The organism is Ectothiorhodospira shaposhnikovii (genome assembly GCF_047222355.1).
Classification (GTDB): Bacteria; Pseudomonadota; Gammaproteobacteria; order Ectothiorhodospirales; family Ectothiorhodospiraceae; genus Ectothiorhodospira.
This window is the reverse complement of record NZ_CP178333.1, coordinates 1,833,126-1,858,637: the sequence shown is the minus strand read 5'-3', so window position 1 is coordinate 1,858,637 and position 25,512 is coordinate 1,833,126. Positions and strand designations below refer to the sequence as shown.

Annotated in this window: 21 protein-coding genes; 9 read left to right on the top strand and 12 right to left on the bottom strand. The window is 63.4% G+C overall.

The features are described 5' to 3' along the window. Positions 1-3: 3 nt before the first annotated feature. Complete coding sequence (locus ACLF6L_RS08495; RefSeq protein ID WP_412851438.1) at positions 4-1,077, bottom strand: tartrate dehydrogenase; 1,074 nt, start codon at positions 1,075-1,077, stop codon at positions 4-6. 134 nt (positions 1,078-1,211) lie between these two features. On the opposite strand from ACLF6L_RS08495, the gene ACLF6L_RS08490 reads away from it, so the two are divergent. After that, a complete protein-coding gene (locus ACLF6L_RS08490; protein WP_412851437.1) occupies positions 1,212-2,807 on the top strand; it encodes a mucoidy inhibitor MuiA family protein in 1,596 nt (531 codons plus the stop codon). 3 nt (positions 2,808-2,810) lie between these two features. Next, the gene (locus ACLF6L_RS08485) at positions 2,811-4,232 is read left to right on the top strand and encodes a DnaJ domain-containing protein (RefSeq protein ID WP_412851436.1); all 1,422 of its coding nucleotides are present in this window, start codon (positions 2,811-2,813) and stop codon (positions 4,230-4,232) included. A 5-nt stretch (positions 4,233-4,237) separates the two neighbouring features. Here the strand turns inward: ACLF6L_RS08485 and ACLF6L_RS08480 are convergent, their stop codons facing one another. Then, positions 4,238-4,378, bottom strand: a complete 141-nt coding sequence (locus tag ACLF6L_RS08480) for a phage tail protein (RefSeq protein WP_238618010.1) — start codon at positions 4,376-4,378, stop codon at positions 4,238-4,240. After that, positions 4,330-4,857 (bottom strand): hypothetical protein, encoded by a 528-nt coding sequence (locus tag ACLF6L_RS08475; protein WP_412851435.1) that lies wholly within the window; start codon positions 4,855-4,857, stop codon positions 4,330-4,332. The genes ACLF6L_RS08480 and ACLF6L_RS08475 overlap by 49 nt, the downstream gene beginning before the upstream one ends. Positions 4,858-5,018: 161 nt before the next feature. On the opposite strand from ACLF6L_RS08475, the gene hcp reads away from it, so the two are divergent. After that, positions 5,019-6,308 (top strand): hydroxylamine reductase, encoded by a 1,290-nt coding sequence (hcp, locus tag ACLF6L_RS08470; RefSeq protein ID WP_008931483.1) that lies wholly within the window; start codon positions 5,019-5,021, stop codon positions 6,306-6,308. A gap of 2 nt (positions 6,309-6,310) precedes the next feature. On the opposite strand, the gene ACLF6L_RS08465 is transcribed toward hcp, so the two are convergent. The 4 genes from ACLF6L_RS08465 to zapE form a co-directional block, all read right to left on the bottom strand. Beyond that, positions 6,311-9,634 carry a PAS domain S-box protein gene (locus ACLF6L_RS08465; protein ID WP_412851434.1) on the bottom strand — a complete coding sequence of 1,108 codons (3,324 nt, stop codon included), beginning with the start codon at positions 9,632-9,634 and terminating at the stop codon, positions 6,311-6,313. After that, positions 9,631-10,728 carry an HD-GYP domain-containing protein gene (locus ACLF6L_RS08460; protein ID WP_412851433.1) on the bottom strand — a complete coding sequence of 366 codons (1,098 nt, stop codon included), beginning with the start codon at positions 10,726-10,728 and terminating at the stop codon, positions 9,631-9,633. The genes ACLF6L_RS08465 and ACLF6L_RS08460 overlap by 4 nt, the downstream gene beginning before the upstream one ends. A gap of 84 nt (positions 10,729-10,812) precedes the next feature. Then, positions 10,813-11,970 carry a nuclease-related domain-containing protein gene (locus ACLF6L_RS08455; RefSeq protein WP_412851432.1) on the bottom strand — a complete coding sequence of 386 codons (1,158 nt, stop codon included), beginning with the start codon at positions 11,968-11,970 and terminating at the stop codon, positions 10,813-10,815. A 122-nt stretch (positions 11,971-12,092) separates the two neighbouring features. Beyond that, positions 12,093-13,190, bottom strand: coding sequence for a cell division protein ZapE (gene zapE / locus ACLF6L_RS08450; protein ID WP_412851431.1), 1,098 nt, complete (start codon positions 13,188-13,190; stop codon positions 12,093-12,095). 219 nt (positions 13,191-13,409) lie between these two features. Between zapE and trpB the strand changes: the two genes are divergently transcribed. The 3 genes from trpB (at position 13,410) to ACLF6L_RS08435 (ending at position 15,533) form a co-directional block, all read left to right on the top strand. Beyond that, on the top strand, positions 13,410-14,639 hold the full coding sequence (trpB, locus tag ACLF6L_RS08445) for a tryptophan synthase subunit beta (RefSeq protein ID WP_412851430.1): 1,230 nt from the start codon (positions 13,410-13,412) through the stop codon (positions 14,637-14,639). Positions 14,640-14,822: 183 nt separating this feature from the next. Next, the gene (locus tag ACLF6L_RS08440; protein WP_200176364.1) at positions 14,823-15,044 is read left to right on the top strand and encodes a hypothetical protein; all 222 of its coding nucleotides are present in this window, start codon (positions 14,823-14,825) and stop codon (positions 15,042-15,044) included. Positions 15,045-15,113: 69 nt separating this feature from the next. Further along, complete coding sequence (locus tag ACLF6L_RS08435; protein ID WP_412851429.1) at positions 15,114-15,533, top strand: hypothetical protein; 420 nt, start codon at positions 15,114-15,116, stop codon at positions 15,531-15,533. A gap of 116 nt (positions 15,534-15,649) precedes the next feature. On the opposite strand, the gene ACLF6L_RS08430 is transcribed toward ACLF6L_RS08435, so the two are convergent. Beyond that, on the bottom strand, positions 15,650-16,810 hold the full coding sequence (locus ACLF6L_RS08430) for a DUF5610 domain-containing protein (protein WP_238618003.1): 1,161 nt from the start codon (positions 16,808-16,810) through the stop codon (positions 15,650-15,652). Between the two features lie 180 nt (positions 16,811-16,990). Between ACLF6L_RS08430 and ACLF6L_RS08425 the strand changes: the two genes are divergently transcribed. From ACLF6L_RS08425 to ACLF6L_RS08415, 3 genes are read left to right on the top strand one after another with little or no spacing between them, the layout of a single operon-like run. Further along, positions 16,991-18,070 carry a hypothetical protein gene (locus ACLF6L_RS08425; protein WP_412851428.1) on the top strand — a complete coding sequence of 360 codons (1,080 nt, stop codon included), beginning with the start codon at positions 16,991-16,993 and terminating at the stop codon, positions 18,068-18,070. 50 nt (positions 18,071-18,120) lie between these two features. Beyond that, positions 18,121-19,215, top strand: coding sequence for an AAA family ATPase (locus tag ACLF6L_RS08420; protein WP_238618001.1), 1,095 nt, complete (start codon positions 18,121-18,123; stop codon positions 19,213-19,215). Then, a complete protein-coding gene (locus ACLF6L_RS08415) occupies positions 19,212-20,561 on the top strand; it encodes a DUF2201 family putative metallopeptidase (RefSeq protein ID WP_412851427.1) in 1,350 nt (449 codons plus the stop codon). Before ACLF6L_RS08420 ends, ACLF6L_RS08415 begins: the two co-directional genes overlap by 4 nt. A 3-nt stretch (positions 20,562-20,564) precedes the next feature. Here ACLF6L_RS08415 and pdxH read toward each other — a convergent pair whose 3' ends face one another. The 4 genes from pdxH to ACLF6L_RS08395 form a co-directional block, all read right to left on the bottom strand. Beyond that, entirely contained in the window at positions 20,565-21,203 is a 639-nt protein-coding gene (pdxH, locus tag ACLF6L_RS08410; RefSeq protein WP_412851426.1) for a pyridoxamine 5'-phosphate oxidase, read from the bottom strand. Continuing rightward, positions 21,200-22,687 carry a phytoene desaturase family protein gene (locus ACLF6L_RS08405; RefSeq protein WP_238617998.1) on the bottom strand — a complete coding sequence of 496 codons (1,488 nt, stop codon included), beginning with the start codon at positions 22,685-22,687 and terminating at the stop codon, positions 21,200-21,202. Before ACLF6L_RS08405 ends, pdxH begins: the two co-directional genes overlap by 4 nt. Before the next feature lie 903 nt (positions 22,688-23,590). Beyond that, complete coding sequence (locus tag ACLF6L_RS08400; protein ID WP_412851425.1) at positions 23,591-24,013, bottom strand: winged helix-turn-helix domain-containing protein; 423 nt, start codon at positions 24,011-24,013, stop codon at positions 23,591-23,593. Between the two features lie 110 nt (positions 24,014-24,123). Next, positions 24,124-24,498, bottom strand: a complete 375-nt coding sequence (locus ACLF6L_RS08395) for a hypothetical protein (protein WP_412851424.1) — start codon at positions 24,496-24,498, stop codon at positions 24,124-24,126. Positions 24,499-25,512 lie beyond the last annotated feature (1,014 nt).

Genomic DNA, 25,512 nt, shown 5'->3' with positions numbered 1-25,512 from the left:
GGGTCAGCCCTCGATCCGGGCGGCGATTGCTTCGCCCAGGGTGCGGGTGTTGCCTTGTCCGCCGATGTCGGGGGTCAGCACCCGGGGATCACCCTCGGTCAGCACCGCTTCAAAGGCCGTCACGATGGCCTGGGCCGCCGCCTGGTGGCCCAGGTGTTCCAGCATCATCGCCGCCGACCAGATCTGGCCGATGGGGTTGGCGATCCCCCGGCCGGCAATGTCCGGGGCACTGCCGTGCACGGGCTCGAACAGGCTGGGGTAGGTGCCGTCGGGATTGATGTTGGCCGACGGGGCCACGCCGATGGTGCCGGCACAGGCCGGTCCCAGGTCGGAGAGGATGTCGCCGAACAGGTTGCTGGCCACCACCACGTCGAACCAGTCGGGGTGGAGCACGAAGTTGGCGGTGAGGATATCGATGTGGTACTGGTCCACCGTCACCTCCGGATAGTGCCCGGCCATGGCCTTCACCCGCTCGTCCCAGTAGGGCATGGTGATGGAAATCCCGTTGGACTTGGTGGCGGAAGTCAGTTTCCGGCGGGGGCGGCGGTTCGCCAGTTCAAAGGCATACCGCAATACCCGGTCGATGCCGATCCGGGTCATCACCGTTTCCTGGATCACCACCTCCCGCTCGGTGCCTTCGAACATGCGGCCGCCGATGCTGGAATATTCGCCTTCGGTATTTTCCCGCACCACGTAGAAATCCATGTCGCCGGGGTCGCGGCCCGCCAGGGGACTGCGGATGCCGGGCAGCAGCTTGCAGGGGCGCAGGTTGATGTACTGGTCGAAGGCGCGGCGGAACTGCAGCAGGGAACCCCACAGGGAGATGTGATCCGGTACTCGTGCCGGATCGCCCACCGCACCGAAGAAGATGGCGTCAAAGCCCTTGAGCCGGTCGAACCAGTCTTCGGGCAGCATGCGGCCGTGGGCCAGGTAGTAGTCGCAGCAGGCGAAGTCGAAATGGGTGTAATTCAGGTCGATGCCGAAGCGTCGAGCCGCGGCTTCCAGGGCGCGCAGGCCCTCGGGCATGACTTCATTGCCGATACCGTCACCGGGGATGACGGCGATTGAATGTGACATGAAAGACTCCAGTGGCCGTGCCTGCCCTGGCCGGATCAGTGAGTAATGGTGCAACGCACCCGGATCTGGCATATGGTATCGCCTAAATCCCCGATTGTGTCATCCCTGCAACGCTTCCCGGGAGTCCCTGCATCATGTACCCCTTCAGGATGTCGCTGTCCCTGCTGTTCGCCGCCGTCTCCGGTACCGCCTGGGCGGGCCAGGTGGTGGAAGTCACCGTGTTCCCCAACCAGGCCGGCGTGGTGATGGAGCACACGGCCACCCTGTCCGCCGGGCAGGGGGTGATCACCGTGGACCGGCTGCCCGCTGATCTGGATACGGCCGGCCTGCGGGTCAGCGCCCGGGGTCCCGACGGCCTGATGCTGGGCACCCTGGAGACCCGGGTGGTGCATGGCCGTGATCTGGCCCACCCCGCCGAGCAGGCCCTGACGGAAAGACTGCAGGCACTGGAAGACAGCAAGCGGAGCATCACCGACGAGATCCGCGCCGGCGAGATCCAGCTGCGTCTGGTGGAGCGGATGGGGCAGGCCTCGCCGCCGGGGGAGACGGGCCTTGATCCGGACCAGTGGCCGCGGGCCTGGCGGGTGGTGGGGGAGGGCGCCCTGGACATCCTGCGCGCCATCCAGAACCACGAACAGTCCCTGCGCGACGTCGAGGCGGACATCCGGCGTATCCGTGACGAACTGGAGACCCTGCAACGGGGCCGCCGGGATACCCTGGAGGCGCGGGTACATTATCAAAGCCCGGCGGCGGGAGAGGCCGTCCTGAGGCTGGAATACCGGGTGCGCCATGCCGGCTGGCGTCCCATTTACGAGGCCCGTCTGGATACCGCCACCGGTGAACTGCGGTTGGTGCAGCGGGCGGAATTGAGCCAGAATACCGGCCAGGACTGGAACGACGTGATCCTGCGACTGTCCACCGCCCGCCCCGAACTGGGCGGCCGGCTGCCGGAACTGCAGCCCTGGTATGTGGACGTGGCCCGGCCGACACCGGCGCCCATGGCACGACGCGCCCAGGAAGCGGCCATGGATGCCCTGATGTCCATGGCACCGGTGCCGGAAATGAAGGCGGGGGAGCAGGTGGCCGACCTGGAGGCGGCGCAGTTCAGCGCCCTGTACCGGATCGCGGGGCAGGTCACCATCCCCTCGGACAATCAGCCTCATCGTCATGCCCTGGCGGAGCATCGCCTGGAGGCCACCCTGTCGGCCCGCGCCGTGCCCCGGCTGATGCCCCATGCCTACCTGTTTGCGGAAACCACCTTCGAGGGCGAAGCGCCGCTGCCTGCCGGACAGGTGAACCTGTTCCAGGACGGCACTTTGGTGGGCCAGGTGCCGCTGTCGGCCCTGCAGCCCGGCAGTCCCCTGCGCCTGGCCTTCGGCGTGGATGAGCGCATCGGCATCCGCTATGAACTGGACCGGGACAGCCGCGGCCAGGAGGGACTGATCCGGCGTCAGCAGCGGCTGGAGCGGGCCTACCTGATCTCGGTGCATAATGCCCATCCTCGGCCGGTGGACATCACCGTGCTGGATCAGCTTCCGGTGGCCCGGGACGAACGCATCAAGGTGGAACTGGGCAGTCGCGCCACCCCGCCCAGCGAGCGGGACGTGGACGGCAAGCGGGGGGTGCTGGCCTGGCACCAGTCTCTGGAACCGGATGCCCGGACCCGGATCCGCTTTGCCTATACCCTGACCTGGCCGGAAGACGTGGAGGACATCATTGGATTGCGCTGAACCATGAAGCGGTTAAGAACCCATTACGAAAATCTGCAGGTCACCGAGAACGCAAGTCCCGAGGTGATCCGGGGGGCCTACAAGTTCCTGTCCCAGAAGTGGCACCCGGACAAGAATCAGCATCAGCGGGAGAAGGCGGAGCGGATCACCAAGATCATCAACGATGCCTATACGGTGCTGTCCGATCCGGAGCGGCGCCGGGAGCACGACACCTGGATCGCCAACCAGCGCTACGCCAGGGGATTCCAACCACCGGAACCGGCGGCCAGGCCCAGTCGTGCCCGCCGCTATGCCTATCAGTATTCCTACGCCCTGTCTCCAGCCCCGATGGGACGGGGCGAGCGTTTCATCGATCTGGGCGACGGCACCGTGATGGACCTGAAGACGGGCCTTCAGTGGTTCGTCCACTCGGTGGGGGAGTCCTGGAGCGGCGGCACGGTATACGGCAGTCCCGATGTCTTTTCCGCCGAGTCGGCCATGATCCGCTTGCAGTATTTCAACAGCAGCGGTCATGCCGGATTCCGGGACTGGCGCATCCCCAGCAAGAGGGAACTCAAGTCCCTCTATGCCCGCAGTCTGATCTCGTTTCGGCGAGGCTTGGACGAGTCGGTCTTTTCCCGGGATTACAAGGCGCCCTACTGGACCCTGCACGATAACCCCTGGCTCTACGAGAACCGGCCCCGGGTGGTCTCCCTGACCACGGACAATTCCTCCAGCGACACCGACGAGCCCTTCGGGCGGTTGCGCTGGGTGCGCGGCCCCGATCCGGCCATGCTCGTCGAACTGCTGCATCAGATGTCGCGGGAGTGCATGAACCAGCGTGCCTTCGACAAGGCCATGGTCCATCTGGAGTCCGCGTTGAAGCTCGCGGCGGAGCCGGGACGGGTGGACCCCGATAATCTCATGGTCATCCAGCGGGATCTGGCTGTGGCCTGTTTCGAGGCCCGGGATCATGAGGCGGCGGAAGGCTGGTTGCTCAAGGTGCTGGCAGGGAAACAGGAGGAATACGGCCATGCCCACATGGAGGTGTTCCATACCCTGGTGGACCTGGCCGCCCTGCAGAAATCCACTGATCGTCTGCCCCAGGCCCGGGATACCCTGCTGGAGGCCTATGAACTGCTGGGCCGCCTGGACGAGTATGACCAGGCGGCCCAGTTGGGGGTGCTCTACGATCTGCTGGTGCTGCTGATCTGGAGCCGGGATTTCGCCCGGGCCGAGGCCCTGATGACCGAGTACGTGGAGGGGCTGGGCGACGAGGGCTTCAGCCACCTGCCCGAGCGCACCATCCTCATGTTCCTGGTGCTGGGCCTGCTGCGGGAGACCATGGGGCAGGGGGACAGCGCGGCGGATCTGTACCGCCTGTTCCTGCGCATGGCCCCGCCGCCCCTGGCGTCGGCGGGGGACTTCAAGCGAGTGGGGGACTGACCGTCTCAGGCCACGGCCCTGATCAACGAGACATGGCGGCGATCCACGTTGCCGGCAATGGAGGATTCCATCCATTCCCACAGTTGGGTGGAAGCGGTCATTCCGTAGCGCAGGGTGAGGTCGGCGTAGTCCACCCGTCCGGCCATTCGCCGGCGGCCGGGGCCAGCGTTCGAGCGCCCCAGACGCGAATGCCTTCGCCGGGAAAGAAACGGATTTCCATCAGCTCGCAATGGCTCAGGACGGCATCATAGGCGGATGCCCCGGTCATGCCGGGGGCGGCCACGATGGCTACCTCGTCCACCGTCTCAAGGACATTCAAGCCCTGATGGCTGCCGCTGAGTTGGTCCTCGCTCTGGCAGTTGACCACGTAGCAGCGGCTGCCGCCATTGAGAAAAAAACCATAGACGGCCTGTGCCAGGGGGTTGCCGACGTGATCGCCCCCGTTGGAGGCGAATTCCCGCAAGAACTGGGTCCAGTTGCTGATGCCGACCGCTTCGTGGGGGTGTGCCGACCGGATCGGTGCGATGCCCACGAAGCCCGCCGTGCTGGTGCCCACCGCCTGGATGGGGCGTGCGCCGGAGGGCACCTCTTCCACATACACCCCGGGTGCCAGATATTTACCCATCGCGCAGCTCCTGTGCCGGGAGCGGGAACTGCCGCACGCTATCGGTCGTTGACGAAGCCGGGGCAACGTGGTGGTTTTCGCCTTGATGCGAGTCAAGGCCGGTCCGCCGGCCGGTTACCGATACTGCGCCCACCTTTTCAGATCCTTCCAGGAGCGCAGACATGAATTGCAACCAGTGCGAACAGACTTTCCGCCAGACCGCCTGCGTCAGCTCGCCGGGTACCTGCGGCAAGGACGAGAACATGCACTCCCTGCAGGAGTTGCTGCTCTACGGCCTCAAGGGCATGGCCGCCTATGCCCACCATGCCCGCCGTCTGGGCCAGTCCGATCCGGACGTGGCCGCCTTCATGGAGGAAGCCCTGTTTGCCACCATGACCAACGTCAACTTCAACATGGACAGCCTGCTGGCGCTGTGCATGCGCTGCGGCGAGATGAACCTGAAGGTGATGGAGATGCTGGATCGGGGCCATGTGGAGACCTTCGGCCAGCCCGCCCCAGCCACCGTCAGACACGGCACGGTGGCCGGCCCCGGCATCCTGGTGACCGGCCATGATCTGCTGGATCTGTGGAACCTGCTCAAGCAGGTGGAGGGCACCGACATCATGGTCTACACCCACGGCGAGATGCTGCCGGCTCACATGTATCCCAAGCTTCATCGACATCCGAACCTGGCCGGCAACTTCGGCGGCGCCTGGCAGGATCAGAAGCGGGAGTTTGCCCAGTTTCCCGGCGCCATCCTGGCCACCACCAACTGCGTGCTGATCCCGCCGGAAAGTTATCGGGATCGCCTGTTCACCACCCGGGCCACGGCGGTGCCCCAGGGACAGTGCATCGAGGGTGACGATTTCTCCGCCGTGATCGAGGCCGCCCGGCGCTGCGCGCCTTGCCCCGATGCCGTGACCGGTGAGTCTGTGGTGGGTTTCCATCACAGTGTGCTGCTGGCCCATGCCGAGACCCTGCTCGACGCGGTCAAGGCCGGTCAGATCCGTCGCTTCTTCGTCATCGGCGGCTGCGACGGCGCGGCCAAGGGCCGCAACTACTTCAGCGACTATGCCGAGGCCACGCCCCAGGATACCTTCATCCTCACCCTGGGCTGCGGCAAATACCGCATCCGCGACCACGACTACGGCGAGCACCTGGGTTTCCCCCGCCTGCTGGACATGGGGCAGTGCAATGACGCCTACGGCGCCATCCGGGTGGCCACCGCCCTGGCCCAGGCCATGAACTGCGGGGTCAACGAACTGCCGCTGACCCTGGTGATCAGCTGGTTCGAGCAGAAGGCGGTGGCGGTGTTGCTGACCCTGTTGAGCCTGGGGGTGAAGGGGATCACCCTGGGGCCGAATCCGCCGGCCTTCATCACCCCCGACGTGTTCCAGGTGCTGCAGGAACGGTTTGATCTGCGTCTGACCGGTGGTGATCCCCGCGGGGATGCGGCCCGCGCCGTGGCCTGAGCCTAGCGGCGCAGGTGTCTGAGAAGTGCCAGGGCTGCGGGGTAGTCGAAGTGTTCGATGTGCCGCCGCAGCGCCTGGACTTCCGTCCCCAGTGTCCCGTGCAGCCAGTGACGGTGTGCTTCATAGACATCGACGATGTCGGTGTCGTCACTGTCCAGCAGCGCTTCCATCCGATCCAGTACCCGCTCTCCCTCTTCAGCGGACAGGGCCTTGGCGTCGTGGTCTTCGGCATCCGCTCGGCAGAGGGCTGCATCGGTGGCCGGGAAGCCGGCCCGCAGGCTGTCCAGGGTCTGCCGCAATTGTTCGCACAGGGTGTTGAGCATCTTCGTGTCCTGTGTGTCCCGTCCCAGCCGTTCCAGTTCGCGGGCAATGACAGCGATGGTATCGGCACCCAGATTGGCGGCCGCCCCCTTGAGGGCATGGGCCCGTCGGCTCAATGCCTCCCAGTCTCTTCGCCCGGCCAGATCCCTGAACAGTACAGGATCTTCACCATGGTATTCCAGGAAGCGGGGGATGAGCGTCCGATACCGTGCATGGTAGCCGGCGGCGGTGGCCAGTCCCCGGGGAGCCACATGCATCGGATCACGATCCCGCACCTGCTCCGGTTCTGCATCGGCGTTATCCGGCGTGTCCGGATCCAGCCATCGCACGATGGTTCGGTAAAGCAGCTCCGGGTCCACGGGCTTGGGAATGAAGTCATTCATCCCCGCCGCCAGGGCGGTGCGTCGGTCTTCCTCGAACACATTGGCGGTCATGGCCAGAATGGGGGGGTGGTCATTGCGGCCGGGCAGGGCACGGATGCAACGGGTGGCGGTCAGGCCATCCATGTCGGGCATGTGGACATCCATCAGGATCAGGTCATAGTCCGTCGTCGACGCCATGGTCAGGGCCTCAGCCCCATCCCGTGCGCTGTCCACCGAAAGGCCGACCCGGTGCAGAAGCTCCGCGGCCACTTCCTGATTGATGGGATTATCCTCCACCAGCAGCACCCGCTTGCCGGCATGTTGCCTGATACGCTCCGTGGCGGGGATGCTCTCGTTTCCCTGATCGTCGGCGACGGTACCACGGGCACGACCTTGATGGAGCCTGACATCAAACCAGAACAGGCTGCCCTTGCCGGGTTCGCTGCGGGCGCCGGCGCCTCCCCCCATGAGCTCCGCCAGTCGACGGGTGACCACCAAGCCAAGGCCGGTTCCGCCGTATTTTCGGGTGATGGAAGTATCCGCCTGCTCGAAGGGCTGAAACAGCAGGTCCAGGCGGCTTGCCTCGATCCCGATGCCGGTATCTTCCACCTCGAAGCGGACCCGAACCGTGTCCCCCCGGCTCGATAGCCGTCGGGCGCGCAAGGTGATCGTTCCCTGTTCCGTGAATTTCACCGCGTTGCCCGCCAGATTGAGCAGCGCCTGACGCAGTCGGGCCGGATCGCCCCGCAGCCAGACGGGTACCGAGTCGGTTTCGGTCTTCAGGGTGAGACCCTTGGCGCGCGCCGTCTCGGAGATCACCGAGCGCACGTGATCCAGGATGGCGGAGAGGTGAAAATCCTGTTGATCCAGGCTGAACTTGCCGGCTTCGATCTTGGAAATGTCCAGGATGTCGCTGATGATGGAAAGCAGGTGATGGGCGGCACTGTCCACCTTGTTCAGTTTTTCCCGTTGCGCGGGGGTGGCGTCGCCTGTGCGCAACAGGTGTACCAGGCCCACGATGGCATTGAGCGGGGTGCGGATCTCGTGGGTCATGTTGGCCAGGAAGGCGCTCTTGGCCTGATTGGCGGAATCGGCTCGCCGACGGGCATCCTCCAGTTGCGCCGTACGCTCAGCCACCAGAGTTTCCAACTGGTGCCGGTGGCGATCGAGTTCCGCCGCGGTGCGTTTCTTTTCGGTGATGTCTTCCTTGACCGCGACATAGTGAGTGATGCCGCCGTCCGGCTGTCGAAGCGGGGCGACATGGCCGAATTCGATGTACTCCGTGCCGTTCTTGCGTTGGTTGTAAAACTCCCCCTTCCAGGGTTGTCCCTGGGTCAGATGTCGCCACATGTCCTGATAATGGTCCGGCGGGGTTTTGCCGGACTGCAGGATGCGCGGGTTCTGCCCCAGGACTTCATCGCGGGTGTATCCCGTGGTCTGCAGAAACGCCTCGTTGACATACAGTATGCGCGCCTGTAGATCCGTGATGACGATGCTATCGGGGCTTTGCTCGATGGCCAGGGAAAGCTGGCGCAGGTGATTTTCGGATCGCCGGCGTTGCACCCGGTGCCAGGCCTGTTCGGCAATCAGTCGCAGGGTTTCCGTGTCGGTATCGGTGTAATCGGTTGGCTTGTTACCCACACCGGCCAGCATGACCACGCGGTCCTGTTCGATCACCGGCACGACCAGTATCCGTCGCGGGGGGGAATGGCCTTGCGGCAGACCGTCCCTGTCTCCGTGGCCGGCATAGTCGTTGATGATCACCGGTGCCTTCCGACGCACGGCATCCGCCCAGGGACCGGCCTGGCTCAACGCGTGATGTCGTCTGATCTCGGTCCGATAGAACCGGGCCAGGGTCTGTTCCGACCAGGCCGCCAGATCAATCCGGTCGCCGTCCTCATGCACGAAATGGATGAAACCGATACCGCTTTCGGTCAGGTCCTCCGCGATGGTCAGGGTGTGTTGCAGAAAGGTATTCTCGTCAAGAATCTCGGCCGTCTTGGGCAATTCGAGCAGGGCCTCGGCCCGCCGCGCCAGCAGGCGCAGGGTCCGGGCCTGATGGTGACGTTCGGTGATGTCTTCCGACAGGATCATGATGCCGCCGACGCTGCCGCCGTCATGGCGCCAAGGGCGTACTTCCCAGCGCAGCCATTGAACGGTGCCGTCGGCGTGCTCGAACCGGTCTTCCTCGGCACGGACGATCTCGCCGGCCAGTCCGCGCCGATGGACGGCTTTCCAGGCCTCGCTGATCTCGGGGAAGACGTCGTAATGATACGCCCCCGGGATTTCCTGCTCGCCGCGGCCGTAGGTGTCCCGCCAGCGGCGGCTGGTGGCCAGATAGCGCATGTCCTGGTCGAACATGGCCAGACCCGCGGGGGCATGCTCGATGAACTGTCGCAGCAATTCTTCCCGCTCCCGCAGGCGGGACTCCGAGGCTTTGAGCTGTTGCTGGTGCTGTTCGGCCACGGCCAGACTGTCTGCCTTTTCCCGGCTGATGGCCCGTTCCAGCTGCAGACGGCGGCGCTGGTTCAGCAACATGGCCGTGGCCGTGGCCACCAGAAGGCCCATCAGGATGGCCATGAAGATCAGGATGACCCAGGACAGGTCTCCGCGTGCCTCAAGCAGCAGGGATTCATGGTTCATGGAGGTGGGGGTTCGGCATCGGAATGGCGATGGGCGATGCGCGCGAATTCATCATAGACGGCCATGAAGGCATCCGTGACGTCGGGATCAAAATGGCGGCCACGGGCATCGCCGATGAAGTCGCGGGCCTCGGTCATGGGGAGGGCCGGTTTGTAGACCCGGGGCGAGGTCATGGCATCGAAGACGTCCGCCACCGCCATGATCCGGGCCGATACCGGAATGTCATCTCCGGCCAGACCGTCCGGATAACCGCTGCCGTCCCATTTTTCATGGTGCCAGCGGGCGATCTCCTTGGCCAGGATGAGAAAGGGAACCGGGCGTTCCACGTCGGCCTCCGCCCGCTCGATGGCATCAAAGCCCAGTCGGGCGTGAGTCTTCATGATCTGCCATTCATCTTCCGTGAGCGGGCCGGGTTTGAGCAGGATGGCATCCGGGATGCCCACCTTGCCGATGTCATGCAGGGGCGCCGACTTGGTCAGGAGTTCGATGTTGGCGGGAGTGAGTTGGGACGCGAAACGGGGATGGTCCCCGAGCTTTTCCGCCAGCAGCCTCACATAGACCTGGGTGCGCAGGATGTGGTTGCCGGTTTCGGGATCACGGGTTTCCGCAAGATGTGCCAGGGCGCGGATACCGACCTGTTGGGCGATTTCGTGATCCAGCATCCGGCGTGCGATCTCCGCCTCCAGATAGTCGTTCTTGTTCTGCAGAAAATCGCGGGCCCGCTTTACGTCCAGCTGAGTGCGTACCCTGGCACGCAGCACGGCGGGCTTGATGGGCTTGGTGATGTAATCGTTGGCACCGCATTCCAGGCCCCGTTCCTCGTCGACGGCATCACTCAGGGCGGTGAGAAAGATGACCGGGATATCCCGGGTATCGGGCCGGGCCCGAAGGGTTTTCAAGACACTGTAGCCGTCGATCTCCGGCATCATCACATCCAGCAGGATGAGATCCGGAAAGGGACTGGAGGCGGCCGCCTTGAGCGCGTGGCGCCCCGAGCTGGCCGCTCTGACGCGATAATCGGCACGCAGCAACTCCGTCAGCAGGGACAGGTTGACGGGTTCGTCATCAACAATCAGGACAGTGGGCTTGTCCATGTGACCGGACTCTATGGCGGCATCCGACTGAAAGTATACCGGTCATGATCCGAACGAGCCCGTACCACCGGTATCTGGATTGTCTCAGGTCTGTTTTTCTTGCTCTGATTCCGGATTCTGGAACAGGGCCTCCACCGCGGCTTTGGGCCAGGAAAACGAGCGGTTGCCGCCGCGTCCCTTGACCTTGCCGCCGAGCTTGCGTCCGGCCGGGGTCAGTTCCAGCTGATCCTTCTGATTCTTTTTCAGCAGGCCCCGGGATTCCATCTCGGCGAGGAACTCGGGGGTCTTCAGCTTCAGTGCCGCGGCGATGCGGGATGAGGGCTGGCGATCCTCGTCGGCGGGCGCGGTGTTCTTCTTTCCTGCCGCCGTCTTGGGGTGGGGTTTCGGCTCCGGCTCCGGCTCCGGTTCGGGTTCGACGGCCGGCGTCTCGATGGCCGGGATGTCTGCCATCTCTTCTTCCTCCGGCGCCGGATGGTCGTCCGGAGATATCGGCGCCACCTGATCCAGACCCAGACGTTCGTAATAGTCCAGCGGCGCGGCATGGTGCCGATCCGCCAGATCGAAGCCGATCCGTTCTAGGCTGTTCAGATCCACCCGGTTGACCGCCCGTTGCATGAGGGCCTTCGCTCCCTGGGTGATGGGCGTCTTCATCCGCTGTTTGCTGTACCAGGGCAGGAAATCCCCCATCTTGATGACCCGGGAAGCGTAGGCATCCGGGTCATCCAGCACGATCCGGTCATGATCGTCCAGTACCAGGCAGGTTTCGATGGGGTGGGCCAGACGGATGCCCATCCGCTTGGGCCACCAGCCCGCATCCAGGATCTGCCCCAGGATCTGCGCCTTTTCCTCCAGTTCCTGGAGCGGTTGCCGGTACGCGGTCAGCCAGCGGTTGTTCTCTTCGGACCAGATCAGGCTGTCACCGGTTGCGGTGATCCGCAGGGAACCGCAGCCGACGAGGACGGAGTCCACCAGGGTGATCTGCAGGTTGCGGTTGATGAGCAGGTGATCAAACTCCACGAACCGGCCCTCGTGTTCCAGGCGCAGGTCATGCAGGATCACCACGTTCTCGTCCAGGGGGTCCATCTGCATTTCCAGCAGTTCGGCGAACATGTGGATGGATTCCCGGAGCTGCACCTGCAGCAGTTCCCGATGAATCTCGTCCGCCTGCCCGGGATAGGACTCCATCAGTCCGTGGAGCACTTCTGCATGGTGGGAATGATCGTCAGGATGCTTGATCAGCATGGTGAAACGCCTTGGCCGCTATGGGTGAGTACCGGCTGGACGGTCAATCGGTGAATCCCTGCGTTCAGTCCGGATAAGGGGGGACATTAAAATAATGTCCCGCCGGGATCAAATGATCCCCGTCAGGGCAGGTGCGGGCTGGCCAGGTACGCCCGCGACTGCATCTCCAGCAGGCGGCTGACACAGCGCTGGTATTCGAACCGCAGTCGCTGCCCCTGGTAGATCTGTTCGGGTCGGACCTCGGCCGAGACGATCAACTTGACCTTGCGATCATAGAACTCGTCCACCAGGGCCAGAAACCGTCGTGCGGCATTTTCCATGGCGGCATCCATGACCGGCAGCCGGGAGATCAGCACGGTGTGAAATTCCCGGGCGATTTCCACGTAGTCCAGCTGGCTGCGGGGGCCATCGCAGATATCCTTGAAATCGAACCAGACCACGCCGTCGGCCAGCCTTTGCACCGGGATGTCCCGTCCTTCCACGGTCAGTGTTCCCCCCAGGGTGCCGGGTTCCGGCGCCAGGGACAGGAAGGCCTCGTGGAGTCGCGCGTCGGCGGTGTCATCCAGTGGGGCGTGGTAGATCTCGGCCTGTTCCAGGGCCCGCAACCGGTAGTCCACGGCCCCGTCCAGATGGACCACCTCCAGATGGCGCTGCAGGATGTCGATGGCGGGCAGGAACAGGTCCCGCTGCAGGCCGTCCTTGTACAGCTCCCGGGGCGGGATGTTGGAGGTGGTGATCAGGGTCACGCCGTTCTCCATCAGCCCCGCCAGCAGGCGATGCAGGAGCACGGCGTCGGTGATGTCGGAGACGAAGAATTCGTCCAGGCACAGCACCCGCGCCGTGGCCAGTCGGCGGCTGACGACGCGGATGGGATCGGGCTGGTCCTTGAGGGTCTTGAGTTCGGCATGGACCCGCTGCATGAAACGGTGAAAGTGCAGCCGCAGCTTGTCTTCCAGGGGCAGTGCCTCGAAGAACCGGTCCACCAGGAAGGTCTTGCCGCGACCCACATCGCCCCAGAGATAGAGGCCGCGCACGGGTTCGGCGGGTGCGGGTGTCCGGCGCAGCCAGCGGGTGATGGCATGACTGTGGGCGGGAGGGCGGGGCGGGGCGGCCTGCAACGCATCCAGGATGCGCTGCAAATGCTGCCAGGCCCGCTCCTGGGCCGGGTCCAGGGTCTTGTCCTGGAAGTCATCTTCGAGCAGTGGGCGATGTTGCGGCATGGCGCAGGCTCAATCAGACGGTGATGTAGCGGCGCAGCATAACATGAATCGATTTGGTGATAAGCAAATGCCGTATTTTCATTATGGTTTCAGGCGGGAAGCCGCCGTGGCAGCCGGCACTGTTCAGGTCGGGGCAGGGCGGTTAGCATTACGGGTCGTTGACAGCCTCTTTGATCCAGTTTTGACTCCATCGCCGATTTTGAACGAGAGTAGACATCCATGAACAAAGCCCCGGCCACCGATCTGCAAGCCCTGCTCGAACAGCCCACCCCCGATGCCAATGGCTGTTTTGGTCCTTACGGCGGTCAGGCGGTGCCTCCCCATCTCAAGGCCATCATGGATGAGATCGCCGAGGCTTTTCTGGCCATCCGCCGGACCGAGGCCTATCAGAACGAACTGGCGGAGCTGTATACCTATTACGTCGGTCGTCCCAGTCCCATTTATCACGCCAAGCGCCTGAGCGCCCATTGCGGTGGCCGGGCCGAGATCTACCTCAAGCGGGAAGACCTGAACCACACCGGTGCCCACAAGATCAACCATGCCCTGGGGGAGGCCCTGCTGGCCAAGCACATGGGCAAGACCAAGGTGATCGCCGAAACCGGTGCCGGCCAGCATGGCGTGGCCATGGCCACCGCCTGCGCCCTGGTGGGCCTGCCCTGCGAGATCCACATGGGTGCCGTGGACATCGAGAAGGAACATCCCAACGTCACCAAGATGAAGATCCTGGGTGCCAAGCTGATCAGCGTGGAAACCGGCACCCGCACCCTCAAGGACGCCGTGGACAGCGCCTTCGAGGAATACATGAAGGATCCGCAGAACTTCTTCTATGCCATCGGTTCCGTGGTGGGGCCGCATCCCTTCCCCATGATGGTGCGGGACTTCCAGTCCATCATTGGCCGCGAGGCCCGGGAGCAGTTCCTGACCCTCAAGGGCGAGCTGCCGGACTATGTGGTGGCCTGCGTGGGCGGGGGTTCCAACGCCATGGGTCTGTTCTCCGGTTTCATGAAGGATCTGGGGGTGCGTCTGGTGGGAGTGGAGCCCAGCGGTCGCGGTCTGGGCCTGGGCGAGCATGCGGCTACCCTGACCTACGGCAAGCCGGGCACCATGCACGGTTTCCATTCCTACATGCTGCAGGATGAGGCCGGTGAACCGCAGCCGGTGTATTCCATCGCCTCCGGCCTGGATTACCCCTCCGTGGGTCCCGAGCACAGCTATCTCAAGGACATCGGCCGCGCTGAATACCATGCCCAGGATGACGAGGCCTGTCTGGACGCCTTCATGAGCCTGTCCCGTCTGGAAGGGATCATTCCCGCCCTGGAATCCGCCCATGCGGTGGCCTGGGTGATGAAGGCCGCCCGGGAAGCCGAACCCGGCACTCGCTTCCTCATCAACCTCTCCGGCCGTGGTGACAAGGACGCCGACTTCGTGGCGGAGCGTCTGGGCCTCTGACAAGTTCCCTGTGGGAGGGGCCTTTGGGAAGCCTTTGTGTCATTCGTGGCCAGGGGCCGCTCCCACAAGCCCCACCCATAAAACCAGGCACAGCCCTCTTTTTGCGAGAGAGCGGATCTTGACCCGGAAAAGGGCTGGCGGTAGCCTGCTCGACAACTGTCTTGTCCCTAGGACCATCCCGACATGACGGAATCCCCGAAGGCTGAACCATCCCACCAGGACCTGCCGGAATCCCTGCCGGGCAAGGCCTATCGCCTCTGCACCGAAGGTGACAGGCGCTGGTGCCTGCTGCGGCGCCTGATCAACCTGCTGTATTTCTGGAAGATTGATTACTGCGCCGGCCGTCACTACGAGGATTTGCGGCGTCGACAAATGTCGGAGCCGGGCAGGGAAGGCGGCCACTGATCCCCTTACCGATGCCACTTTCCCCGCTGCCCGCGGTCCAACCTCATCATTTGCTGATGAGGGCATGTCATGAAATCCATCATCGCCGAACACTCTCGCGGCGTCCTCCACGGGCGCCTGCTGCTGCCTTGGGGCGGGGCTCTGCTGGCCGTTTCGCTGGTGCTGGCACTGGGTGATCCGGCAGCGCCACGGGCCGTTGACGCCGACACGGCGGCCTTGCTGAAGGGGTTTGCCGGACTCAAGACGGTGCTGACCCTGGGGGCGCTGACGCTTGTGAGCTGGCGACTTTTGAGGCCCGTGGACCGCCGGTATCTGTTGGGGTATGCCCTGGGGGTGGCGGCCATGGCCGGAGCCACGGCCATGGTCTGGCAGTTGTCGCATCTGGGGGTGGCGTCGCTGTTCTTCCATGGTGGACTGTTCACCCTGCTGTTCATGGGTTGGCGGGACGTGGATCCACTGTCCGGCCTGGGGCGCAATCGGCGGCCGTGAACCTCCGGCGGCCTCTCTCGTCACTCCCGATTTCCCCGCCCGTCACTCCCTGCTCCCCCTCCCGTCATTCCCGCGAAAGCGGGAATGACGGATTCCGGATAGGCCTTTAATACTGATCAAACATCCCCATCCACTTCCTGCCGGGGCAAGGCACCCAACAGCCGATCCAGATTCTCCCGGAACCGCGCCTGCTGGGATTCACCGGCCTCAAGGAACCGCACATCCTGCTGCACCAGCGCGGACATGATCCGCCCCGCCTCTTCCTGGGGACGATCCAGGAATGCCAGCACGGAGCGGTTGAACTGCTCCTGCATCTCCCGCATGAGCTGACCAAGGCGCAGGCCGGGCCGGGCACGTTCGCCTTCCTCGATCTGCTGGGTCTGCTGATACCGCGCGGCGGCGGAATACTGCTCCACCCGGGTCATGCTCAGATCCATGGAGGCCAGCTGGCTGCCGTCAAAACGCAGATCAGGGACCATCTCGAAGGCCTTTTGCACATCCCCGTTGAAGAACTCATTGGCCAGGTTGCTGACATCCCGCACCAGGTTCTCGATGGCCTCCAGTTCCTGGGCATTGAGATCACCCTGCACCGAGAACCGATAGCCGCTCTGTTCGGCCCGGCTCACGTCCAGCCATTGCATGGACTGATTGCCGTCGCCGCGCATCCCGCCTCGGGCCTGGATGTCGGTGGCGCTCTGGAACTGGATGGTCACCTTGTCGCCTTCGCGGGTGGTCAGGGTCAGCTCCAGGCTCTCGGCGCGACTGTAACGCTGCATCACCGACAAATTGGTCAGGGACGACAGGGACTGCCCCTGCCCATTGGGTGCCAGGGCCGCCAGGCCCTCGAAAGTGAGCCGCTGCGTTTCGTCCACCTGTTCGGCGATGCGGCCGTTGAGCAGGTTCAGGCCGTCCAGGATCTCCCTGGCCTCCCTGAAGCCTCGTTCGACGCCCTTCATGGCGCTGTCGTACATGGACTGAAGCTGTTCTTCGGAAGCCCCGCGGGCGCGGGCGTTGGCCAGGCCCATTTCCACGAACTGGGTGATCCGGTCGGCCACCTTGTCCGGGGTGTAATCCTCTGCCTTGAGCTGCTTGAAACCGGCCGCGTTCATCCCGGGCGTATGCTTGGCCAGGGCCTCCAGGATACGGGTCTGCAGATTCGAGAGTGCGCGGGTGCTGTCGCTGTCGGTACGGCCACCGGCCTGGGACATCCCCTGATTTCTGGCCTTGAAGTCGGGGGTGTTGGGAAGGACCGTGACGGGTGTGTTGATCTTGACCACGGTGAACTCCGGGAATGATGGGTATGCTGACTGTAGCGGCAGTCTCTTGAGCGACTTTAGGGATATGCTGGAAAAAATGATTCCTGAATCCGGGCTGTCATTCCGGCCTTTGGACCAGCCGTCATTGGAAGTCGGGAGTGACGGTAGGGTCAGCACATTCATGGGGAAACATATCGTACTATGACAGTCAGAAAAGCCATGCCCCTCGGCGCCACGCTGCGCTGGATGGTGGGCGCCGATCCAACACCGGAGCAAAATCCGGAACAGGGCGAAGGAGGGAAGGTGATCCCACTGACCCATCATGAAATTCTCAAATTGGTGGCACCCTTTTCACGGGATGGCCGCCGGGTGGATCTGGCGGCCACGGACCGGCAGGCACGAACCCTCGTCTTCCAGCCCGTCGAGCATGCGTCGGTGGGTCTGGCCGGCCTGACCCTGACGGAAACCCTCACCCTGGAAAACCCGAAGGCCGACCAGTTCCGCCTGGTCCGGACCCTGACCCATGCCTCGGGAATCAAGGCCACGCTGGAGGTGGAAGGACCCACGGTGGAAGGGGTCTACCGGCAGCTCACCAAGGTGGCCCCGGCGCAGCAGTTCATGCGGGTGGATGGCGTGCTGGCGGCCCTGGATTACCGCGTCCGGCGGGTGGCGCGGCGCCGTCTGCAGGGCGGGGAAATCTGGCCCATGCGCTTTGCGGGCGGAGAGGCTGTGGTGGCCGGTCGACGCCTGACCCTGGACGCCCGCCAGGTGGAAGGCCTGCCGGCCAAGCTGGTGCTGGAAAAACCGCCCGCCGGGGAAGTGGCCCTGCCCGCCGATCTGCTGGCCGTGCGAGGCCGGGCCTGGCGTCCCCTGCAGGCCACCGACAGCGGCTGGAAGTCCACGATCAAGTTGGCCCATCGGGAACCCGAGCGTTCCGAGGACGCGGAAAACAAGTTTGCCCAGACCATTTCCCATCTGGTGGCGATCTTCTCCCGCCCTCCCGAGGATTTTCATGCCCGCTTCCTGCGTCGGCGCTGGCAGGTGGTCTTTCGTCGCAGCCTCCCGGTCCAGGGGGTACTGGGCATCCTGGCGCTGGTGCCGGTGCTTTACCTGCTGGGTCTGGGCCGCGAGGAGCCCTTGCCCCTGTGGACCACCGGCATTCCCCCGGTCCTGCTGCTTGCGGTCTTCTGGAGCTGGTCGCGGGAGGTGCCGGTACTGGAGATCCCGCCCCCGCCCAGACCCCTGGACCTGCCCGCCTGGACCCGGGATACCGATGCCTGAGCCGATATGGCACAGTCCCAAACGATCAACCCCGAGGACGGATATAACGCATGCAAGGCAACCCCATGAACATCCCCGCAGTTTCCATCGCCGCGGCCAAGCAGGCCCTGATCGAGCAATATGCCGATCCGGTGCTGCGGCGCCGGGCCTCCATGCTGTGGGGGACCCGGGGGGTGGGGAAATCCTCCATCGTTGCCCAGTTGGCCCGGCATTATGACGTCCCCCTGGTGGATCTGCGCCTGACCACCATCGAACCGGTGGACATTCGCGGCGCCATCTACGCGGACGAACAGCAGTCCCGCACCGTCTGGTTCCCACCGGAATTCCTGCCCGAGGCCGATACGCCCGAAGGCGTCCTGTTTCTGGACGAACTGACCGCCGCGGACCAGCGCCTGCAGATCTCCGCCTATTCCCTGATCCTGGACCGCCGTGTCGGCCATTACCTCCTGCCCGAAGGCTGGATGGTGGTGGCGGCCGGTAACGCCCGCTTCCACGGCGCCGTGAGCCACGACATGGGCACGGCCCTGGCGGACCGCATGTTCCATTTCAACGTGCAGACGGTGATCGACGCCTTTCTGGAACATGCCCTGGCGCGGGGATTCGCCCCCGAGGTCATGGCCTACCTCAAGGTGCGCGCCGACAAGCTGGACGACACCCAGACCCAGCTGGCCAACGACTACCTGATCGGCGCCAGCCCCCGGGGCTGGGAAGACATTTCCAACGTGCTCAAGTCGGGAATGTCGGACAGTGCCAAGCGCCTGTTTGTCCAGGGACGCATCGGTGCCGCCAACGCGGCGGAATTCTTCGGCGTGTTGCGGGAAATCCAGGCCGGGGTGGACGTCACCCGTCTGCTGGACGCCGCCCCCGGCAAGGAGACGGCGGCCCTGCTGCCCCGCACCCTGGACGGTCTGTACGGCATGATTTACGGCCTGCTGGCGGCAGTGACGGGGGAGCACGGCATGGCCCGGGCCCTGGAGATCGTGGAGCAGTATCCGGACATCCGCGGCGATGTTCCCCTGCCCATCCGCGAAGCCCAGACCCTCACCATGGAACTGCTCATGCACCGGGCCCTGTCCCTGGGGCTGGAGAATGCCGTGCTGGGCAGCCCGGTCTACGGGCGCTACATGGAACAGCGTGGGGAATGAACACACCCGCCTTCACCACCGGCCCCACCCACCGGGGCACCCGCGCCATCCAGACCCTGGTGGAGTTCGCGCCGTCCACGGGCGGCCTGGCCCTGTGGGTGCAGCACCGTGACCTGCCGGATGGCCGGGAGGCCATCACCGTCGCCAACGACGGCCATACCATTGTCTACGGCCCCGCCTTCGAACGACTGCCTCATCCCCAGCAGGTGGGCCTGGTGGCCCACCAGGTGCTGCACGTGGCCCTGCGCCACCCCCAGCGCATGCAGGCCATCGCCCGACTGAGGGGCAGCGTGGACCCGGACCTCTTCAATATCTGCGCCGACGCCATCGTCAACAGCAGCCTCGGGCACCTCACCTGGATGGCCCTGCCCAAGGGTTCCGTCACCCTGTCCAGCCTATTGGGCGACGTGTTGCAGATCCAGCAGAGCGAGGAAAAATCCTTGCTGGAATGGGACGTGGAACGCCTCTATCGCCAGATCGACGACCGTCGGCCCAGCGACTCGTCTTCCCGGCAATCCAGTCAGACATCCCGGGAGGGTGACGGCGGCTCGGGACCCGCCCGGGAAGGGCAGGGCGGTCAGGCCCAGGCCATGGAAGACGGCCCCCGGGCGGCCCGGACCCGTCAACTGGGGGCGGATATTCTGAGGGATCTGCTGCCCTCCGACGAGGATGCCCTCAAACCGGAAACCGTGGCGGAGCAGAGCCGGGAATGGGCGCAGCGCATCACCCGTGCCCACGCCGGGGACGGGGACTTTTCCATGCTGCGGGGCCTCATCGCCGATCTGCCCCGGGTGAAGGTGCCCTGGGAACAGGTGCTGCGTACCCGGGTCAGCCGGGGACTGGCCCGCCGACCGGAAGTGTCCTGGTCCCGGCCCTCCCGGTCCTACCTGGCCAATCGGGGGCGGGCACCGGGAGGGCGACGCATGCCCTGGGAACCGGGTATGGTCACCGCCGCCTCGGTGCCCCGTCTGGTGCTGGTGGTGGACGTGTCCGGCTCCATCGACGAGGCCCTGCTGGGCCGTTTCGCCACAGAGATCGAGGCCATCACCCGGCGCACGGAATCCCGCCTGGTGGTGATCATCGGCGATACCCGGGTGCGGGCGGTGGAAGAGCTGGAGCCGGGGGTATCCAACCTGCGAGACATCGTCTTCGAAGGCGGCGGGGGCACGGACTTCACGCCTCTGCTGCAGGCCGCGGATCGCTACCGGCCCGACATGGGCGTGGTGCTCACGGATTTGCAGGGGCCGGCCGGGTTTCGGCCCGGCTGGCCCGTGCTGTGGGTGGTCTCGGCGGCCTTTCAGGACGCCGAACCCCCCTTCGGCACCCGGCTGGTGCTGACCGACTGAGGGTTACGGCATCAGCCGGGTCAGCCCCCAGCCCGCCTCATCCCGGTGGTAGCGGAACCGGTCATGGAGCCGGTTATCCCGGCCCTGCCAGAACTCGAAGGCCTCCGGCACCAGTCTGAACCCGATCCAGCTCTCCGGCCTGGGCACGTCCCCGTCCGGATGACGTTCCTGTACCGCCTTGAGACGGGCCTCCAGGGCATCCCGACCGGCGATGGGGGCGCTCTGGTGCGAGGCCGCCGCCGCCAGTCGGCTGCCCGGCGGACGGCTGCGGAAATACGCCTCCGTCTCCGCCTCGGTCAGACGCTCCACGATCCCCTCCACCCGAATTTGCCGCTCCAGCGGCGCCCAGAAAAACAGCAGACAGGCCCGGGGATTGTGGGCCAGCTCCCGTCCCTTCTGACTGCGGGTATCGGAATACCAGCATAGCCCTCGGGTATCCAGATGCTTGAGCAGGACCATGCGCTGGGAGGGCTGACCGTGGTCATTCACCGTGGCCAGGGCCATGGCGGTGGCATCGGGCTGGTCCTCTGCCTCCGCCAGCCAGCGGCCCAGTTGCACGAAGGGATCGGCGGCCAGGTCCGCCCGGCGCAGGCTGCCCCGGCTATAGTCACGGCGGGTCTGTCGGTGGTCGATCTGGGTCATGACTGGCTCCGGCAACGGCCCAGGATCTCGCCGGCGGCGATGGTCCCGGACAGGATGGTGGGGGGCACCCCGGGTCCCGGCACGGTGAGCTGGCCGGCGAAGTACAGGTTATCCAGCTTGCGGCTTTGCATGCGGGGCTTGAGGAAGGCAGTCTGCATCAGGGTGTTGGCCAGGCCGTAGGCATTGCCCTTGAAGGCATGATAATCCTCGGTGAAGTCATTCTGGGCATAACTGCGGCAATACACCACATGCTCGCGGATGGACTGGCCGGTGATGGCCTCGATGCGGTCCATGATGAGGGTGTAGTAACGATCGCGCACGGCCTGGGTATCCTCCAGCCCCGGGGCCACCGGGATCAGGACCATGAGGTTTTCCTGGCCTTCCGGTGCCACGGAAGGGTCGGTCTGGGAAGTGACATTGATGTACAGGGAGGGTTCCGTGGGCCACTGGGGATCTTCATAGATCTGTGCCGCATGGGCCTCGAAATCCGCGTCGAACAGCAGGGTGTGGTGCAACAGCCCCTCCAGCTTCCTGTTCACCCCCATGTAGAAGATCAGGGAGGAGGGAGACATCACCCGCTTGTCCCAGTAGGCCTGGTCGTAGGTGCGGGCCTCCCGGGGCAGCAGGACCTGTTCCATGTGGTGATAGTCGCCGGAGGCGATGATGAAATCCGCCTCGAACCGCCCCTGGTTCGTCTCCACCGCCACCGCCTTGCCGTCCCGGGTGTCGATGCGGGTGGCCTCGGTACTGAAGTGGAACGTCACCCCCTGTTCCTCCGCCAGCCGGTGCATGGCCCGGGCCAGCTGGTGCATGCCCCCCATGGGATACCAGGTGCCCAGCTTGATATCACCATAGTTCATCATGCTGTACAGGGCCGGGGTGGTGCGGCCCGTCCCCCCCAGGAACAGGATGGGGAACTCCAGCATGCGCTGGATGCGGGGACTCTTGAAGTAGCGGCTGATGTGGCTGCGGAAGGAGCGCAGCAGGTGCATGGAAAACAGATACTTGAGCAGCCGCAGCTGGGCGAACTCCATGATGGACAGACAGGGCTTGTTGGCGAACTCGCCGATGCCCACGGTGTACTTCACCTCGGCCTCCTGCATGAAGGCCCGCAGCTGCGCCCCGGCGCCGGGTTCGATGCCCTCGAACAGGGCTTCTGCTTCTTCCATGCTGGCGGGGATCTCCACATAATCATCCTTGCCGAAATAGATCCGATAGGACGGGTCCAGCCGTTTGAGCTCGAAATAGTCCGACACCCGACGGTCGAAGCGGGCGAAGAAGTCATCGATCACATCGGGCATCCAGTACCAGCTGGGTCCCATGTCGAAGGTGAACCCTTGCGCCGAGAACTGTCGTCCCCGTCCGCCGGGGATGTCGTGGCGTTCGATCACGGTCACGTCCATCCCTTCCCGGGCCAGGGTGGCCGCCGCCGCCATGCCGGAAAAGCCGGCACCGATAATGGTGATCTTCTTCTTGTTCGTCATGGGGTTATCCGAATCTCTGGTCGATGCGAAGAAAGGCCACACGATACAAGAAAACGGGGGAGTGGGGCGCCCAAAAAACGCAAAATCGGGAAACGGCCGGTATCCCTGCCGAACCGGACGGCAAGTTGGAGCTGAAACAGGACGTGCGTCACATAATCGGCTAATCTAGACCTCAGGACCATGCATTGGAAAGGTCATGGAGTACAGGGAACCCGTGCGGCCCGAATGGGGTAGGGCCGCTGCATCGCACCACACACAATCTCTGGTCAGATTCCACATCCGACACGAGGGGGTGTGGGTATTCCACCAGCCTCACGCCGCTCCCACAGAGCAGAGCGGCGATCACCTATGTAACGCCCCCAAGTTCGTCAAGCATGCGCCGCACCTCCTCTTCGCGCTTGATCGAAACTCGCCAGTATTGCTCTTCGATGTACGCCCGACATGGGCATGAACTGATGGGGTGAAAGTCCCCTGTAGGAGTATCTGTGATGTCCACTTTGTGGACGACTGTAACTACTAGCCGACGGCAAGGGCAAACCCGTGAGGGAATGTCTGAAGGAAGCCCGAGCGCAAAGGTGCGAGCCGACGGACAGAAATCGCATATAAGGCTCAGTCCCCGGGCAAGTCAGCACAAGGTGACGAAGCCCATCAGGTGCAGGGGATAGGGTAAATGCGGCGGTTGTGCACTGAAAGTTCATGTTCTTATTCGGGGAGATCTGTCTCACTTGCGGTCCGTGTCCCTATGGGAGTCGAACTGGGAGAGGGCCGGCTCGAAAGTGCCGGAATAACCATCGAACCCTACCGGGGTTGTGGTCACCATGGGAGCCGGACTGAGGTATAGCCATAGCCGTCCGCCCGTTGTAGCAGACGGCAATGACGGTGTGAAATGCCCTGGACCACACCCTATGGGATCTGGATATTGAAACTGCCGGTGGCGCGGATGACCACCAACCACTGTTGCACATCTGCCGAGCGCTGCTCATAGGCTTGTTTCTTTGGCGTTTGCACTGTGAATCCCCACCGCTTGAGGTATTCACCCACCGAACGAGTCGGCATTCGCAACCCGATCTCCTGCCTGATCAACTCCTGTACCGCTTCTCGCGACCACAAGGCATAGGGCATTTCCAGTTGATCAGGCGTGTGCTGCCTTAGTAGTTCTTGCAGATCGGCTTCTTCATCCGGTGCCAGCTGTCTACCAGAACCCAGACGGCGACCTCGTTGTTGGCGAAGCAACGACTCCACACCTCCTTCGCGATACTTTGCCAACCAGCGGCCTACCGTCTGATAATCAACGCCTAGCTGTTCTGCAATCTCGCGCTGACTCAAACCGCTCTCGGAAAGCCGAACCGCCGTCTTGCGCTTCTCTTCCTGCGCCGCAGGGCGCAGGGTTCTGGCATCATCTTTTTTTATGCATCAAATCATAGCGCAATGTAAATCTATTTGATTGCCGGGTTAATAAGTGGTGGCGAATACTCATCCATAAACTTTATGGCTGATTTTAAGTTTTCACTCTTAACGACACTCAAAATACCAAGCGTCAGAAGGGAACCACAGACGAAAATGAGCTGTAAATTTTTGAACATGCCGCCCCCCAAGACCAAGAAAGCCAGAATCCCGGGTAAAGCAGTTGCAAAATAGCAAAACTCGAGAATTCTCGGTCCAAACCGCCTTACCCACGCTTTTTGATAAATGCCGCTCCAACAATAGATTTGGAAATCATCACGCCAGAAAACAAATGACGAAGCACTGTTCCGCCTTATTATTGAAATGGACGGATTATTACGAGATGGCAGATACTCGAATTCATTCAATCCTATATTCCTCCCTGTTAGGGATCGAATCCCTTTCTCTACAAGAAATAGCCGTCATGCTTCTCGTCGCTTGGAAGGTTTCCTAGCTCGCTCTTATAAGACTTAAAATCTTCAAGTATACGCTTCGTAAAGTCATAATCTTACTGTTTATGATTTATTTTGAGCGACTGGATTTCTATTGTTGTCTTCATGAGAAGATAAACAGACACAATCCCGCCTATGATTTTTATCATCTCTTCTATCATTTATTCGGTCCCTCTCGTCGCAGTAGGAACACCGGTTACCCGACGCCCTCTACACAAATCCCGGCGTGCGGTTTTCCAGCACCGGGCTCCTCAGCCATACTCACACGCGCAGAGGGTACAATGTACCCCGTGGATATTTTCGCCAGGAAGGTTTGCCTCTTATAATCGAGACCTACATTGTCCCGAAGAGGTTGCCTTTGACGAATACGCATGACTGTCACCCCCTTCCCCATGTGATCGGCTCTACCGTCTCGGAGTGTCGGGTCGGATGGCCGGGTGGCCGCGGGTGATTACTCACCCGCGGCCACCCGGCCATCTACCTATCATGATCAAACCAGTGCGCCAGCTCATCTACAATATGAGACAACTCGATTTTTTCATCATCATCATCAGTGAGAGTTTTTGCTTTCACTCAAGAATGAGCATTATGGGCTTGGCGTGAATCGCTCCCGCTTCCGCTCCGCGCAACGATTTGACGTGCTGTTGCTGATTGCCGCCCTGGCCAGTTTTGCGGCCTAGTTGGTGGGTCTGGCGGCAGAGCATGAGGGACGCCACCGTCATTACCAGCCCAACACCGCGAAGCGACGGGTGCTATCCCATTTTTTCCTGGGCTTGAGGGTATTGCGGCGAGAATCCGCCAACATCCTCGACGACACCTTACACAGCATCAGATCGGCCATACGATCCGTGTTTGCCGCCGGGATCCCTGCATGATTTCGTGGGGATACTCCAGTTGCGCCAGGCAAAGCCTGGGAAAGGAGGAGGACAC